This is a genomic window from Serinibacter arcticus, from assembly GCF_004786095.1.
In the GTDB taxonomy this organism is placed as follows: domain Bacteria; phylum Actinomycetota; class Actinomycetes; order Actinomycetales; family Beutenbergiaceae; genus Litorihabitans; species Litorihabitans arcticus.
In genome coordinates this window covers 67,297-81,147 of sequence record NZ_RHPJ01000003.1, presented here as the reverse complement: position 1 = coordinate 81,147, position 13,851 = coordinate 67,297, and the positions used below count along the sequence as shown (strand labels likewise).

Here is a 13,851-nt window from a genome sequence, read left to right as displayed (position 1 = left end):
CGTCAAGTTTCGCCGCCTGTCTTCCTGGCGGCCCACACCGAGGAGAACGACCGTGGCTTCGACCTGCGACGTGTGCGCGAAGCACCCGAGCTTCGGCAAGAGCGTCTCGCACTCGCACGTGCGGACCTCGCGCCGTTGGAACCCGAACATCCAGAAGGTGCGCACCGTGATCAACGGCACGCCCACCCGTCTGAACGTCTGCACCTCCTGCCTGAAGGCCGGGAAGGTGACGCGCGCTCTCTGAGCGAGCTGCCGTTCACGAAGGCCGTCACCCTCCGGGGTGGCGGCCTTCGTCGTTCCCGGGACGAACCCCCGGGGCGGTGGTCGGAGGTCTCAGGCGCGGAAGTGGTCCCAGCCCTCGGCGGTGGGCGTCACGCCGTCGACGCGGACGCCGGCGCCCGCCACCACGGCCCCGATCCGGCGGAACGACGGCGGCAGCGGCCGATCCGCCGGGAACGTCGCCAGGAGGCCGTGGTCCTCACCACCCGTGAGCACCCAGTCCACGGGGTCGAGCCCGAGCTCCTCCGCGGTGACGGTCAGCGCCTCGACGTCGGGCGCCAGCAGGCTCGTGCTCAGCTCGAGGCCGCACCCGCTCGCGACGGCGATGCGTCCGGCGTCGCGCACGAGCCCGTCGCTGACGTCCAGCATCGCCGTCGCGCCCGCGCGCGCGGCCTCCGGACCGGCCGTCAGGGGCGGGTCGGGGCGCAGGTAGGTGCCGACGACGTCGTGCTCGGACGCGTCCAGCGTCCCGTCCAGGAGCACCGCCAGGCCGGCGGCCGAGCGTCCGAGCGTGCCGGCGACGGCCACGACGTCGCCCGGGCGCGCACCCGACCGCGTCACGGGGGCGACGCCGTCGAGCTCGCCGAAGGCCGTGACGCTGACCGCGATCCGCTCCCCCGACGACAGGTCGCCCCCCACGACGCCGACGTCGTGCGGCGCGCTGGCGGCGGCGAGACCGTCGGCGAGGCCGACGACCCAGGCGACCTCGAGGTCGGCGGGCATCACGAGCGTGACGACGAGGGCGGTGGGGCGTGCACCCATCGCGGCCACGTCGGCGAGGTTCTGCGCCGCCGCGCGACGGCCGACGTCCTCCCCCGTGCTCCACGCACGGCGGAAGTGGCGGTCCTCCACCAGGACGTCCGCGGTCACGACCACGCGACCCGTGGGCACCTCGACGACGGCGGCGTCGTCCCCGGGTCCGAGCTCGGTGGCGCGGCCGCGGGGCAGCCGCGGGACGAACCTCGCCAGCAGATCGGTCTCGGAGAGGTCGGCGACGGTCTCGGGCACGGTCTCGGGCGCGGGGTCGCGGTCAGGGTCGGGCACGGGATCAGCCTAGGTCGGGGCCCGGTGGCGGACGGGTCAGCCACGGGCGTCCAGGCAGGTGTCGTAGGTTGGGCGGCGTGCTCGCCGCCCCCGCCCGCCGTCGCCCCGTCCCCACCCCCGCCGTCACGGTCCTGGCAGCGCTCGCGCTCCTGATCGTGACCGGCTGCGCGCGCGACGTCCCGACGGCGCCGGCGCCCTCGGCGTCGGACCCCGTCTGCGCCCGGGTGCTCCAGGCGACGCCCGGCGTCCTCGGGGGCGCCGACCAGCGTCCGACGACGTCGCAGGCCTCGCGCGCCTGGGGCGACCCGGCGATCACGCTGCGCTGCGGCGTCGAACCGCTCGACCCCACGACCGACCGCTGCATCGCGGTGACGGGTGGGGACGGCACCGAGATCGACTGGGTGGTCGCGGAGAACGACGACGTCGTCGGCACCGGCGAGGACGCCGACACCGAGCGCGGCCGGTTCATGTTCACCACCTACGGGCGCACGCCGGCGATCGAGGTGGTCGTGCCCGTGGAGTACGCGGGAACCGACTCCACCGCGATCCTCGTCGACCTCGGCGCCGCCGTCTCCCGGACCACGACCACCGAGAGCCGCTGCATCGGCCTGTAGGCGGCGGCCGGCAGCGGTCGAGGGGGCGCAGGTCACGTGCCCCCCGGACGTTGACCAAGCGCTCTCCCGAGAATGCTCATGATCGTTGCAATTCCGGGCGAGATGAGGCCGACGTCACCCGCGTCGACCCTCCCGCGCCGTGTTTCCGGCACGTAACATCGATATCGGAAAGCCCACAAGGCGCACCCCGACGAAAAGACACACCGATGAGCACCCTCACCATCCCCGACGTCCACGACGAGGCGATCGCGCTCGTGCGCGAGGCCGTCACCGCCTACCTGCCGGTGGCCCGTGCCCGCCGCGTCGAGATGGACACCCAGACCTGGTCGCTGGTCGTCGACGAGGTGCGCGACGTCGTCGCGCACACCGCCTGACACCGGCTCGACCCACCGCTTCGGCCGCGACCCGGCCGAGGAACCCGAGACGCGTCGCCGCTCCCCACCCGGGAGCAGCGGCGCGTCTCGTTGTCTCTGCCGCGCCTCAGCGCAGGCCGGTGGGGCGCTCCAGCGCCAGCTCGATCAGCTCCGTGATCAGCTCAGGGTAGGCGAGGCCCTCGTTGGCCCAGAGGCTCGGGAACATCGAGAACGGGGTGAAGCCGGGCATCGTGTTGACCTCGTTCACGACCAGCCCGGTGCCCGTGGCGAACAGGTCCACGCGCGCCAGGCCCTCGCAGCCCAGCGCCTCGAAGGCCTGCGCGGCCATCTCGCGGGCCGCGTCGGCGACGTGCGTCGCCAGGCTGGCCGGCACCTCGAGCGAGGTGGTGTCCGTGCCCGTGTACTTGGCCTCGAAGTCGTAGAACGCGTGGTCCCCGCCGACGACGATCTCGCCGGGAGCCGTCGTCCGCGGCGCGTCGAGCCCGCGACCACCGAGGACCGCGACCTCGATCTCGCGGCCGTCGATCGCCGACTCGACGATCACCTTGGGGTCGTGGCGCCGCGCCTCCTCGATCGCCGCGACCAGGGCGGCGTCGCCGTCGTCGGCGCTGCGGACCACGCGCGTGATCCCCATGCTCGACCCGGCGCGGGCCGGCTTCACGAACACGACGTCCGACAGGGCGGCGACGGCGTCCAGCGCCGCGGCCCTGTCCCGCTCCCACGACGTGCGCGGGATGACCGTGTACGGACCGACGGGCACGCCGGCGCCCGCCAGCAGGACCTTCATCACGTGCTTGTCCATGCCGGCCGCCGAGGCCAGCACGCCGGAGCCGACGTAGGGCAGGTCCGTCAGCTCCAGCAGGCCCTGCAGCGTGCCGTCCTCGCCGAACGGTCCGTGCAGCAGCGGCAGCACGACGTCGACACCCTCCAGCACGCGAGCGGCCTCGGTGGCGGGCGCCACGATCACGCGACCGCGCTCGGCACCGAACGGCAGCACGACGGCGGGGTGCTCGGCCGCGACGATCTCGGGGAGCCGCGTGCCGTCGAGCCGCAGCGGGGCGGGGTCGTCGGGGAGCAGCAGCCAGGAGCCGTCGCGGGCGATCCCGATCGGGACGACGTCGAAGCGGTCGCGGTCGATCGCCGTCAGCACCCCCGCCGCCGTCGCGCACGAGATGGCGTGCTCGCTGCTGCGGCCGCCGAAGATGATCGCCACTCGAGTCCTGGTCACCCGGCGAGACTACGCGGCGCGAAGGAGGCTCCCGGGGACCGCCGCGCGTAGGGTCGGGGCCATGAAGCGACGCCTCCGCCCCGCCACGGTGGTCGTCGAGGCGGGGCGCCCCGTGCGCACGCCCGGCGCCCCCGTCAACTCCCCCATCGTCATGTCCAGCACCTACGTCGGCCACGAGCAGCCAGGACCGGGCGAGCTCGTCTACGCCCGCATCGGCACGGAGTCCTGGGAGCCCCTGGAGGAGGCGCTGGGGCAGCTCGAGAACGCCGGCCGCCCCGGCCTGCTGTTCGCCTCGGGGATGGCCGCGATCTCGGCGGCGCTGGACCTGACCCCGGTGGGCGGCGCCGTCGTCGCTCCCCGCCACGCCTACCACGAGTCGCTCGTCGCGCTCCGGCACCAGGCGGAGCGCTCCGGCGTGCGCCCGCGTCTCGTGGACATCGCCGACACCGCCGCGGTGCGGGCCGCGATCCGGGGTGACGGCGCGGATCTCGGTGCCGCCGACACCGGCCCCGCCGCGCTCGTCTGGCTCGAGACCCCGACCAACCCGATGCTCGAGATCGCCGACGTCGCCGCGATCTCGGCGGCGGCGCACGAGGTCGGCGCGATCGTCGTCGTCGACAACACGTTCGCGACGCCGCTGCTGCAGCGACCGCTCGAGCTGGGCGCCGACGTCGTGGTGCACTCCGTCACGAAGTACCTCGCCGGGCACTCCGACGTCATCCTGGGCGCCGTGGTGACGCGCGACGAGAACCTGCTCGCCCGCGTCCGGCAGCGCCGCACCACGGCCGGCGGCGTCGCGGGACCGTTCGAGGCGTGGCTCGCGCTGCGCGGGCTGCGCACCCTCGCGCTCCGGGTCGAGCGCGCCCAGGCCAACGCGCACGAGCTGGCCCGCCGCCTCCAGGACCACCCGGCCGTGCTCGCCGTGGCCTACCCGGGCCTGCCCGACCACCCGCAGCACGAGCTCGCCACGAACCAGATGGACGGCTACGGCTCGATCCTCACCCTCCGCGTGCGCGGCGGCGCGGCGGCCGCGGCGCGCCTGACCGGGGGCGTGCACCTGTGGCTGCCCGCGACCTCGCTCGGCGGCGTCGAGTCGATGGTGGAGCGCCGCCGTCGCTGGCCCAACGAGGCCCCGACCGTGCCGGAGGACCTGCTGCGCGTGAGCGTCGGCATCGAGGACGTCGAGGACCTGTGGGACGACCTGGACCAGGCGCTGCGGGCTTCCCAGGCCTAGCGATCGGGGCGGTCAGCGCCCCGCTCGCACCGCCGCCACGGCTCGCGCGAGCCGGATCGGCAGGTCGGGCGGGGTGTCGGCGGGGAGCGCGTCCAGCGGCCACCACGCGACGTCGTCGCTCTCGTCGCTGACGGCGATGGCCTCGTCGCGTCCCGCGAGCGCCACGAAGCCGACGTCCCAGTGCGCGCGGCACGCGAACCGCTCCCCCAGCGCGTGCCTGTCCAGCTCGACCGGCAGCTCGCGCCACAGCGTCACGTCCGCCAGCCCGCTCTCCTCGAGCGCCTCGCGCCGAGCCGCCGCGGCGAGCCCCGCGTCGTCGTCCTCGACGTGGCCGCCCACCTGCAGCCACGCGCGAGCCTTGCGGTGGAGCGCGAGCAGCACGTGCGTCAGGTCGGTCGAGAGGATGAACGTCGAGGCGGTGAGATGCTCCGGCCCACCCGCCCGGCGCAGCGCGTCCTCACCGCGGGCGTCGACGAACGCGAGGTACTCCGCGCGCAGGCCCTCCTGGTCGGGGTCGGCGGGCCGCCAGTCGCGCAGGGTCGCCGCGGCGTCGGCGGCGCGGGGTGAGCCGGGAGCCGCCACCGCTCAGTCCTCCGGCCGGGGCGGTCGGTCCACGAGCCCCGCGACGGTCTCCGGCACGGACGCCCCGTCGTACAGCACCGCGACCACGGCCGCGATGATCGACGTCGTCACACCGTGCTGGTCCGCGAGGTCGAGGATCGAGCGGCACGACTTCGCGCCCTCCGCCGTCGACCCGATCTCCTCGATGGCGCCCTCGAGCGACATCCCCTGACCGAGCAGCGAGCCCAGCCGGTGGTTGCGCGAGAGCGGCGAGGAGCAGGTCGCGATGAGGTCGCCCATGCCGGCGAGCCCCGCGAACGTCGCGGGCTGCGCACCGACGGCCGCTCCGATGCGCGCAGCCTCGGACAGCCCGCGCGTCATGATCGAGGCCATCGTGTTGTCGCCGTAGCCGAGCCCCTGGGCGATCCCGACCGCGAGCGCGATGACGTTCTTGACCGCGCCCCCGATCTCGACGCCGATGACGTCGGTGGTGGTGAACGTGCGGAAGTAGGGCGTCGAGCACGCCTGCGCGACCCGGTGGGCGACGTGCTCGTCCTCGCACGCCACGACCGTGGTGGTCGGCTGGCGGCGCGCGATCTCGCCCGCCAGATTGGGTCCGGAGACCACGGCCACCCGGTCCGGCGCCAGGTCCCAGATCCCGGCGAGCACCTGGCTCATCCGCTCGTCCGTCCCGAGCTCGACGCCCTTCATCAGACTGACCACGACGGCCTCGGCGGGCACCGCGTCCCGGTAGGGCGTCAGCACCTCGCGCACGATCTGCGACGGCAGCGCGACGACGACGACCTCGGCGCCCGCGAGCACCTCGCGCAGGTGGGTCGTGGCGGTGATGCTCGGGGCCAGCGCGACCCCGGGGAGGTAGGTCGGGTTGACGTGGTCGGTCGTGATCGCCTCGGCCGTGGCGGCGGACTTCGCCCAGACGACGACGTCGTTGCCCGCATCGGCGAGCACCTGCGCGAAGGTCGTGCCCCAGCTCCCGGACCCCAGGACGGCGCAGCGCACCGCTACACCCCCGCCCGGCGCCGGTCGAACGGTTCGGCGGGCGGATCCTCGCCCCGCAGCTGCGCGACCTGGGCGGTGATGGCGGCCATGATGCGCGCCGTCGCCTCCACCAGCGAGGCCGAGTCGAGCCTGCCCTGCAGGTCGGCGAGGTCGACCGGGGGTCCGACCAGCGCGTGCACGGTCTTGCGCGGGAACGGTCGCAGCAGGAACGACTTGCGGGGCAGGATCGCGCTCGCACCCCACTGCGCGAGCGGGATCACGGGTGCCCCGGTGCTGAGCGCGAGGCGTGCGACCCCCGTGCGCGCGACCATCGGCCACTCCTCGGGATCGAGAGTCAGGGTGCCCTCGGGGAAGATCATCACGCACTCCCCCGCAGCCAGTGCCTCCTGGGCGGCGGCGAGGGAGTCGGCCGCGTTGCGGCTGTTGCGGTGCACGGGGATCTGCCCGGACGAGCGCAGCAGCGCGCCGAGGACCGGCACCCGGAACAGCTCGACCTTGGCCATGATCCGCGGCGGCGCGGCGTTGTCGTACAGGACGTGCGCCGTGGTGATGGCGTCGAGCTCGGTGACGTGGTTGGCGGCCGCGATGAAGCCCTCGCTGCGGTGCAGGTGCTCGGTCCCGCGCCACTCCCTGCGGGAGATGACGAACAGGATCGGCTTGATCACCGCCGCGAAGAAGCGGTAGCTGGCGGAGTACCTGCGCGTCGTGGTCACGGTCGCCGATCCTAGCGGGGTCGCTACAGCCAGCCCTTGGCGCGCGCCAGGCGGGCGGCCTCGTGCCGGTTCGCGACCCCGAGCTTGGCGACGGCGGAGGACAGGTAGTTGCGCACCGTTCCGCTGGCGAGGTGGGCGCGCCGGGCGATCTCCTCGACCGGGGCGCCGGCGGCGGCGAGCTCGAGCACGTCGGCCTCGCGCGCGGTGAGCGGCGAGTCGCCCGACGCGATGGCCTCGGCCGCGAGCACGGGGTCGACGTAGCGGCCGCCGTCGTGCACCTGCCGGATGGCGGTGGCCAGCACGCTGGCCGAGGCGGTCTTGGGCAGGAACGCCCGGACACCGCTCGCGAAGGCGCGCTTGAGGTAGCCGGGCCGGCCGTGGGAGGTCACGATGACGACGCCGCAGCCCGGCACCGAGGTGGCCAGCTCCTGCGCGACCTCGATCCCGTCGGCACCCGGCATCTGCAGGTCCAGGACGGCGACGTCGGGGCGCACGCGCGGCGCCAGCGCGATCGCCTCGGTGCCCGAGCCGGCGCGACCGACGACCTCGAGGTCGTCCTCGAGGTCGAGCAGCGTGGCGACGGCGTCCCGGATCAGCGCCTCGTCGTCGGCGATGAGCAGTCGGATCATGCGGTCTCCCTCGAGGGGACGGACGCCGTCAGGGTGAAGACGCCGTCGGAGCGGGTGGTGGTCAGGGTGCCGCCGAGGGGTGTCAGGCGCTCGGCGAGGCCCCGCAGGCCGTTGCCCGGGACGACGGCGTCCACGCCGGTCCCCGGTCCCGCGCCGTCGCCCCGCGAGCCGTCGTTGGCCACGACGAGGCACCACTCGCCGTCCTCCACGCCGGGAGCTCCTCGGCCGCCGGGAGCGCCGAGCTCGAGCGTGCACCAGGTCGCGCGCGCGTGTCGCACCACGTTCGTGACGGCCTCGCGCACGACGGCGCCCAGCGCGTCCTGCGCGGCGGGGCTCGCGCCGTCGGCGCTGCCCGTCACGGTGACGCGGATCCCGGTGGCGTCCAGGACGGCGCGCGCCCCGGCCAGCTCGGTCCCCAGGTCGGTGGCGCGGTAGCCGCTGACCAGCGTGCGCACCTGCTCGAGCGAGTCCTGCGCGACCTGGCGCACCTCCCGCATCTCGCGCTCGGCGCGCTCGTCCCCGCGGCTGGCGAGCGTGGCGGCGAGCTCGCTCTTCACGGCCACGACCGACAGCCCGCGCCCGACGACGTCGTGGATGTCGCGCGCGATCCGCAGACGCTCCTCGGCGACGGCGAGGCTCGCGTGCGACTCCCGGCTCACCTCGAGCTCGCGCACCACCTCGAGCAGCCAGACCGTGAGCCTGAAGCTGGCGATCATCGAGACCAGCACGAGCGCGTAGGCGGGCAGCAGGTAGATGATGCCGCCGATCCGGCTGCCGAGCTGCGTGAGCGTGACGAGCGCCAGCACCACCACCGTGAGCGCCGCCAGGATCCGCATCGGCCACCGCGCCGACAGCGCACCGATCGTTGCCAGCCCGATCACCGCGACCGCCGAGGCTCGCGGGATGGAGGCGAGGACGGGTTCGGCCGGTCCGTCCAGCGGGAGCACCACCACGACGGCGACGAGCACCGCCGCGGTCGTGGCCGCCAGCGGGAGGAGGCCCCGTCGCCCGCGGTCGGGGTCGACGCGACGCAGGGCGGCGATCATCGCGTGGATGCACGCCGCCGTGTGCGCGAGCACCAGGACAGCGAGCACGGCGACCCCGGGACCGGCGAGGGCGGACCCGCCGTCGTGGAGGGTGTGCAGGAGGAGCCAGAGCAGGACCGGTTCGCCGACCGCGAGCGAGATCAGCGACCAGCGGGTGTACCCCTCGACGCCGCGCACGCTCCTGCCGTTCATGCCCTCCACCCTGTCACCACCCGGACGCCGGGGGTGCTGACAGATGTCACCCGCGGATCAGGCGGGCGGGTTCTCCGGTTCGCCGAGCGACAGCATGAGGCGGTTGGCCCACGAGAAGAAACCGGCGGAGGAGATGAGGTCGCCGATCGCCTCGTCGCTCAGGCCCGCCGCACGCAGGCGGTCGACGTGGGTGGCCGCGAACCGGGGCGGCGTCACCGTCAGGGCCTGGGCGGCCTCGACGATCGCCGACCAGCGCTCGTCCAGCTGCTCGGCCGCGACGTCCGCACCGCGCTCGAGCAGGAGGTCCACGTCGTCGGGACGCCGGGAGAGCGTCGCGGCGAACCGCGCGTGCACGCTGGCGCAGAACACGCAGCCGTTCACGCGGGAGGCGACGGCGGCGGCGAGCTCGCGCTCCGGACGGGGCAGCCCGTCGCCGTCGCGCGAGGACGTGTGGAAGATGTCGATGTCGGCCTTCGTCCGCGCGGCGAGCACCGCGGGGTCGAGCGCCAGCAGTCGGAAGTACGGGCTGGAGTCCCGCTTGCGCTCGACGAGTCCCTCGTACTGCGCCTCGGTCAGCTCCTCGACGGTCGGCGGCTCGAGCCACGGCACCCAGTCGAGGTTCGCGCGGGTGAAGTGCTCCGGGCGATCCAGGTCGGGGTGGGCGATCAGGTGCTCGTGCAGAGACGTCATGCGGGGACCCCCGGGGAGTTCTCGGACTGCTGCTGGTTCGTCTGCCGCGCCTGCTGCGAGTGCGCGAGCACGGTCAGGCCGGCGACGATCCGCACCTGGTACGTCAGGAACGCGACGAGCTGCGACAGCGTCACCACGCCCTCGCGGGTCCAGCCCGCGTCCAGCAGCGCCCGCAGCGCCTCCGGCTGGGACTCGCGCGGACGGAGCACGAGCAGGGCGGCGTGCGTGAGGGCGGTGGCGAGCCGCTCGCCGACCTCGGCCGTCGGCGCGATCCAGCGCTCACCCTCGACAGACTCCCCCGCAAGACCGGGCTCGCGGAAGACGCCGTACGGGCCCGGACGCCCGGCCTGCGCCGCGAGCGTCGCGACGAGCGCGCGCGTCGAGGGCGACAGGTCCGCCTCGTAGACGGCGTGCAAAGGCGAGCCGCCGTGCAGCGCGACGACGAAGGTGGCGACCGCGAGCCGGTCGGCCACGGCAAACGCGCCGTCGTCGACCGGGTCGAGCAGCGCGACGAGCGTCGCCTGGGTGTGCTCGCGCGCGGCGGGACGGGAGCGGCGCACGACGTCGATCGCGTCGCCCTCGCGCACGCCCAGCAGCGCGTCGACGAGGTCGGGTGCGGCAAGGGCGTGCAGGGTGGTGCCCGAGGCGTTCGGCGCGGACGTCGCCGCGGTCATCGGGCGACCTCCAGGTGGGGCGTGGTGAGCTCGACGAGGCCACCGAGCGCCGGGACGACCTCGCGGGCGAGCAGCTCGTGCGAGCGCAGCACCAGCTCGTGGACGGGGTCGATCGAGTGCACCTGGACCAGCAGGTCGGTGGCGCGCGGCAGGATCGTGTCGCGCGTGAGCTGCTCGGCCACCTGCTCGCTCGTCCCGACGACCGAGTTGGAGCGCGAGATCAGCTTCTCGACGGGGTCGTCGGGGTCGAGCCCCCACAGCGACCCGCGGTTGGCCACGACGCGCAGACCGCGCTCGGCCTCGCGGCGCCACGTGGTCTCGTCGTCGGCCACGAACACCGAGCGGGACGCCGCGATCCGGGGCGCGACGCCGTCGGGCAGGTTCTCGAGGTAGGCGTCCACGACGGCCTCCTGCAGCTCCCAGATCTCGGCGTCCGGCGTCGACTCGGGGCGCGGCTGGCTGCGGGAGAGCATGAGGCCGGAACCGCCTGCGCCGATGCGCGCGGCGCCGTCGGCGGAGAACGTCGCCTCCCAGCGCCGGTCGGCGAGCGTCGGAGCCGGCGGGTAGAGCTGGTTCTCGGGGTCGGCGAGGTCGCGGCCGGCCCAGGCGTCCGTGACGACCGCGAGGTGGTCGGCGTAGATCTGACGGCGGTCGGCGGCGTCGAAGCCGAAGGCCCGGAAGGACGACGGCGTGCCACCGGTCCCGAACCCGACCTCGACGCGACCGCGCGAGATCTCGTCGAGGACCGCGAGGTCCTCCGCGACGCGCAGCGGGTGCTCCAGCGGGAGGGTGATGACGCCGAACCCGAGCCGGATGTCGCGCGTCAGCGCCGCCACCGAGGCCAGGAAGACCGCCGGCGCGGGCAGCCCGCCCTCGAGCGCGTGGAAGTGGTGCTGCGCCACCCACGCCGAGTGGTAGCCGAGCCGCTCCGCCGCGACGATCTGGTCGGTCGCGTTCCGGTAGCGCTCGCCGGGTGAGGTCTCGTCGAGCAGGCGTGTGAAGACGCCGAGCCGCGCGGTCATGGGTGAACTCCTCCAGGGATGGATGCGATGAGGTCGCGGGTGTAGTCCTGCTGCGGCGAGGCGAAGATCTCCGCCGTCGTGCCCTGCTCCACGGTACGACCGCGACGCAGGACCGTGACGGTGTCGGCGATCTGCCGCACCACCGCGAGGTCGTGGCTGATCACGAGGTAGGTCATGCCGCGCTCGCGCTGCAGGTCGTCCAGCAGGCGGAGGATCTCCGCCTGCACGGTGACGTCGAGTGCGCTCGTGGCCTCGTCGAGGATGAGCAGCTCGGGGTGCAGCACGATGGCGCGCGCGATCGCGACGCGCTGGCGCTGACCGCCGGACAGCTCGCGAGGCCGGCGCCGGTGCAGCGCGGCCGGGAGCGAGACGCGCTCGAGGGCGGCCACGGCGTGCTCGCGACGCGCGCCCGGCGAGGCCTCGAGACCGAAGTTCGTCAGCGGTTCGAGCACCGACTCGAGGATGGTCTGGCGCGGGTCGAGCGAGCCGAACGGGTTCTGGTAGACGAGCTGCACCTGGCGGCGCAACGCACGGCGGGCGGGGCCCCGCAGCGCGAGCACGTCCTGCCCCAGCAGCGTCACCGATCCCGAGGCGGCGCCCTGGAACGCGGCGACCGCGCGGGCCGTGGTCGTCTTGCCCGAGCCCGACTCCCCCACCAGCGCGTGCGTGGTGCCGCGCGGGATGGCGAAGCTGACGCCGTCGACCGCCCGGAAGACCGGGGTGCGCGTCAGGAAGCCACCGCCGAACTCGACCGTCAGGTCGGACACCGCCAGCACCGGGGCCTCGTCGGGCGCCCGGTCCGCCTCGGTGCGGGCCACGCGGTGCACGGGGGTCGCGAGCGTCGGGGCGTCGGCCAGCAGACGGCGCGTGTACTCCGCCGTCGGGTTGCCCAGGACCACCTCGCTCGTGCCCTCCTCCTGCACCCGGCCGCCCTGCAGCACGAGCACGCGATCGGCGGCCTCGCCTGCAAGGGCGAGATCGTGCGTGACCAGCAGGATGCCCGTGCCGGACTCGCGGCGCAGGTCGTCGAGCAGCTCCATGATGCGGCGCTGGACCGTGACGTCGAGCGCCGAGGTCGGCTCGTCCGCGATGAGGAGCCCCGGACCGAGCGCGATGGCGCCGGCGATCAGGACCCGCTGCTTCATGCCGCCCGAGAGCTCGTGCGGGTACTGCTTCGCGCGCCGGACGGGGTCGTCGAGCCCGACCCGCTCGAGCAGCTCCACGACGCGGTCGGCGAGGATCCGGCGCGGGGCGGCCCGGTGGATGCGGAACGCCTCGGCGATCGAGTCCCCGATGCGCTTGGTCGGGTCGAGCGACCCGCCGGGGTCCTGCGGCACGAGCCCGACCCGGCGGCCGCGGAGCGAGCGCCAGCGGGACGCGGAGGCGTCGGTGACGTCCTCGCCGTCGAGCGCGATCGAGCCGGCGAGCACCTGGCCGCCCTGGGGCAGCAGGTTGATGGCGGCCTGCGCCGTCGTCGTCTTGCCGGAGCCGGACTCGCCCACGAGGGCGAGGATCTCGCCCGGGGCGACGGAGAAGGAGATCTCGTGGGTGACCTGGGTCGTGCCGCCCCGACCGCCGCCGTAGCCGACGGACAGACCGCGGACGTCCAGCACCGGCGCGGGTGACGGGGTCTGCTGCGCGCTCACGACCGGGCCGTCCGAGCCTGCGAGATGGCGCCGGACAGGCGGTTGGCCGACAGGACGACGAGGACCACCACCACCCCCGGCAGCGTGGTCAACCACCACGAGGTGGCGAGGTGGCTGCGCCCCTCGGAGATCAGCAGACCCCACTCCGGCGTGGGTGGCGGGGCGCCGTAGCCCAGGAACCCGAGCGTGGAGATCGCCAGGATCGCGGTGCCGAACTGGAGCGCGGCGAGCGCGAGCACCGGGGTCAGGGAGTTGGGCAGCACGTGGCGCAGCAGGACGCTGCCCCACCGGCCGCCGCTGCCGAACGCGGCCTCGACGTAGTCCGACCGGCGCACGCGCACGACCTCGGAGCGGGACAGCCGCGCGAACGCCGCGACCGAGGTGACGCCGACGGCGATGGCCGCGTTCGTCGTGCCGAACCCGAGCAGGATGATGACCGACAGGCTGAGCAGCAGACCGGGGATCGAGAGCAGGACGTCGACCACGCGCATGAGGATCTCGTCCACGATCGTGCCGATCGAACCGGCGATCACACCGATCGCCGTCCCGGCGACGAGCCCGACCGCCACGGCGACGACGCCGCCCGTGAGCGAGTAGCGGGCGCCGTGGACGACGCGGCTGAACAGGTCGCGGCCCGTGGGGTCGGTGCCGAACCAGTGCGCGGCGCTCGGACCCTGGAGGGCGTCGGCCGGGACGCCGGCGAGCGGGTCGTGCGACGTGAACAGCTGCGGCAGCACGGCCCACGCGACGACCAGGACCAGGACGGCGACCGCGAGCAGGACGGTGACGCGGGGTCCGCGTCGGCGACGGCGACGAGGCGCCGGCGCCTGCGGGGCGGCGCCGTCGGCGGGCAGCAGCGCGGTGCGCTGGAGCTCGAGAGTCATC

The 13,851-nt window shown here is 74.6% G+C and carries 16 protein-coding genes; 4 read left to right on the top strand and 12 right to left on the bottom strand.

Features of this window, described 5'->3' with window-relative positions:
* Nucleotides 1-52: 52 nt before the first annotated feature.
* The gene (rpmB, locus tag SERN_RS09510) at nt 53-244 is read left to right on the top strand and encodes a 50S ribosomal protein L28 (protein WP_109227787.1); all 192 of its coding nucleotides are present in this window, start codon (nt 53-55) and stop codon (nt 242-244) included.
* A gap of 89 nt (nt 245-333) precedes the next feature.
* Here the strand turns inward: rpmB and SERN_RS09505 are convergent, their stop codons facing one another.
* The gene (locus SERN_RS09505) at nt 334-1,323 is read right to left on the bottom strand and encodes a thiamine-phosphate kinase (protein ID WP_233251596.1); all 990 of its coding nucleotides are present in this window, start codon (nt 1,321-1,323) and stop codon (nt 334-336) included.
* Between the two features lie 77 nt (nt 1,324-1,400).
* Here SERN_RS09505 and SERN_RS09500 point away from each other — a divergent pair, with 77 nt between their 5' ends.
* Both SERN_RS09500 and SERN_RS15330 read left to right on the top strand, forming a co-directional pair.
* Nucleotides 1,401-1,937 carry a DUF3515 family protein gene (locus tag SERN_RS09500; protein WP_135849916.1) on the top strand — a complete coding sequence of 179 codons (537 nt, stop codon included), beginning with the start codon at nt 1,401-1,403 and terminating at the stop codon, nt 1,935-1,937.
* A 206-nt stretch (nt 1,938-2,143) separates the two neighbouring features.
* Nucleotides 2,144-2,311, top strand: a complete 168-nt coding sequence (locus tag SERN_RS15330; RefSeq protein WP_158292628.1) for a hypothetical protein — start codon at nt 2,144-2,146, stop codon at nt 2,309-2,311.
* A gap of 106 nt (nt 2,312-2,417) precedes the next feature.
* Here the strand turns inward: SERN_RS15330 and SERN_RS09495 are convergent, their stop codons facing one another.
* On the bottom strand, nt 2,418-3,539 hold the full coding sequence (locus SERN_RS09495) for a D-alanine--D-alanine ligase family protein (protein ID WP_135849915.1): 1,122 nt from the start codon (nt 3,537-3,539) through the stop codon (nt 2,418-2,420).
* 61 nt (nt 3,540-3,600) lie between these two features.
* Here SERN_RS09495 and SERN_RS09490 point away from each other — a divergent pair, with 61 nt between their 5' ends.
* On the top strand, nt 3,601-4,773 hold the full coding sequence (locus SERN_RS09490) for a trans-sulfuration enzyme family protein (protein WP_135849914.1): 1,173 nt from the start codon (nt 3,601-3,603) through the stop codon (nt 4,771-4,773).
* A 12-nt stretch (nt 4,774-4,785) separates the two neighbouring features.
* On the opposite strand, the gene SERN_RS09485 is transcribed toward SERN_RS09490, so the two are convergent.
* Genes SERN_RS09485 through SERN_RS09440 form a run of 10 tightly spaced genes read right to left on the bottom strand, consistent with a single transcriptional unit; the run spans nt 4,786 to nt 13,850 of the window.
* Nucleotides 4,786-5,355 (bottom strand): NUDIX domain-containing protein, encoded by a 570-nt coding sequence (locus SERN_RS09485; RefSeq protein ID WP_233251595.1) that lies wholly within the window; start codon nt 5,353-5,355, stop codon nt 4,786-4,788.
* Nucleotides 5,356-5,358: 3 nt separating this feature from the next.
* Nucleotides 5,359-6,354: an NAD(P)H-dependent glycerol-3-phosphate dehydrogenase gene (locus SERN_RS09480; RefSeq protein WP_135849913.1), complete on the bottom strand. Its 996-nt coding sequence runs from the start codon at nt 6,352-6,354 to the stop codon at nt 5,359-5,361.
* Between the two features lie 2 nt (nt 6,355-6,356).
* The gene (locus tag SERN_RS09475; RefSeq protein ID WP_135849912.1) at nt 6,357-7,067 is read right to left on the bottom strand and encodes a lysophospholipid acyltransferase family protein; all 711 of its coding nucleotides are present in this window, start codon (nt 7,065-7,067) and stop codon (nt 6,357-6,359) included.
* A 23-nt stretch (nt 7,068-7,090) separates the two neighbouring features.
* Nucleotides 7,091-7,696, bottom strand: a complete 606-nt coding sequence (locus SERN_RS09470; RefSeq protein WP_135849911.1) for a response regulator transcription factor — start codon at nt 7,694-7,696, stop codon at nt 7,091-7,093.
* On the bottom strand, nt 7,693-8,934 hold the full coding sequence (locus SERN_RS09465) for a sensor histidine kinase (protein WP_135849910.1): 1,242 nt from the start codon (nt 8,932-8,934) through the stop codon (nt 7,693-7,695). The genes SERN_RS09470 and SERN_RS09465 overlap by 4 nt, the downstream gene beginning before the upstream one ends.
* A 57-nt stretch (nt 8,935-8,991) precedes the next feature.
* Nucleotides 8,992-9,624, bottom strand: a complete 633-nt coding sequence (locus tag SERN_RS09460) for an alkylhydroperoxidase domain protein (protein ID WP_135849909.1) — start codon at nt 9,622-9,624, stop codon at nt 8,992-8,994.
* Nucleotides 9,621-10,298: a CMD domain protein gene (locus SERN_RS09455; RefSeq protein ID WP_135849908.1), complete on the bottom strand. Its 678-nt coding sequence runs from the start codon at nt 10,296-10,298 to the stop codon at nt 9,621-9,623. Before SERN_RS09455 ends, SERN_RS09460 begins: the two co-directional genes overlap by 4 nt.
* Nucleotides 10,295-11,320 carry a putative FMN-dependent luciferase-like monooxygenase gene (locus SERN_RS09450; RefSeq protein WP_135849907.1) on the bottom strand — a complete coding sequence of 342 codons (1,026 nt, stop codon included), beginning with the start codon at nt 11,318-11,320 and terminating at the stop codon, nt 10,295-10,297. Before SERN_RS09450 ends, SERN_RS09455 begins: the two co-directional genes overlap by 4 nt.
* Nucleotides 11,317-12,966, bottom strand: a complete 1,650-nt coding sequence (locus tag SERN_RS09445) for a dipeptide ABC transporter ATP-binding protein (RefSeq protein WP_135849906.1) — start codon at nt 12,964-12,966, stop codon at nt 11,317-11,319. The genes SERN_RS09450 and SERN_RS09445 overlap by 4 nt, the downstream gene beginning before the upstream one ends.
* Nucleotides 12,963-13,850 (bottom strand): ABC transporter permease, encoded by an 888-nt coding sequence (locus SERN_RS09440; RefSeq protein WP_135849905.1) that lies wholly within the window; start codon nt 13,848-13,850, stop codon nt 12,963-12,965. The genes SERN_RS09445 and SERN_RS09440 overlap by 4 nt, the downstream gene beginning before the upstream one ends.
* Nucleotide 13,851: the final 1 nt, after the last annotated feature.

Coding starts and splice junctions, on each gene's coding strand:
- SERN_RS15330 (WP_158292628.1), top strand. CDS start 2,144: ATGAGCACCCTCACCATCCCCGACGTCCACGACGAGGCGATCGCGCTC.
- SERN_RS09490 (WP_135849914.1), top strand. CDS start 3,601: ATGAAGCGACGCCTCCGCCCCGCCACGGTGGTCGTCGAGGCGGGGCGC.
- SERN_RS09470 (WP_135849911.1), bottom strand. CDS start 7,696: ATGATCCGACTGCTCATCGCCGACGACGAGGCGCTGATCCGGGACGCC.
- SERN_RS09465 (WP_135849910.1), bottom strand. CDS start 8,934: ATGAACGGCAGGAGCGTGCGCGGCGTCGAGGGGTACACCCGCTGGTCG.
- SERN_RS09460 (WP_135849909.1), bottom strand. CDS start 9,624: ATGACGTCTCTGCACGAGCACCTGATCGCCCACCCCGACCTGGATCGC.
- SERN_RS09455 (WP_135849908.1), bottom strand. CDS start 10,298: ATGACCGCGGCGACGTCCGCGCCGAACGCCTCGGGCACCACCCTGCAC.
- SERN_RS09450 (WP_135849907.1), bottom strand. CDS start 11,320: ATGACCGCGCGGCTCGGCGTCTTCACACGCCTGCTCGACGAGACCTCA.
- SERN_RS09440 (WP_135849905.1), bottom strand. CDS start 13,850: ATGACTCTCGAGCTCCAGCGCACCGCGCTGCTGCCCGCCGACGGCGCC.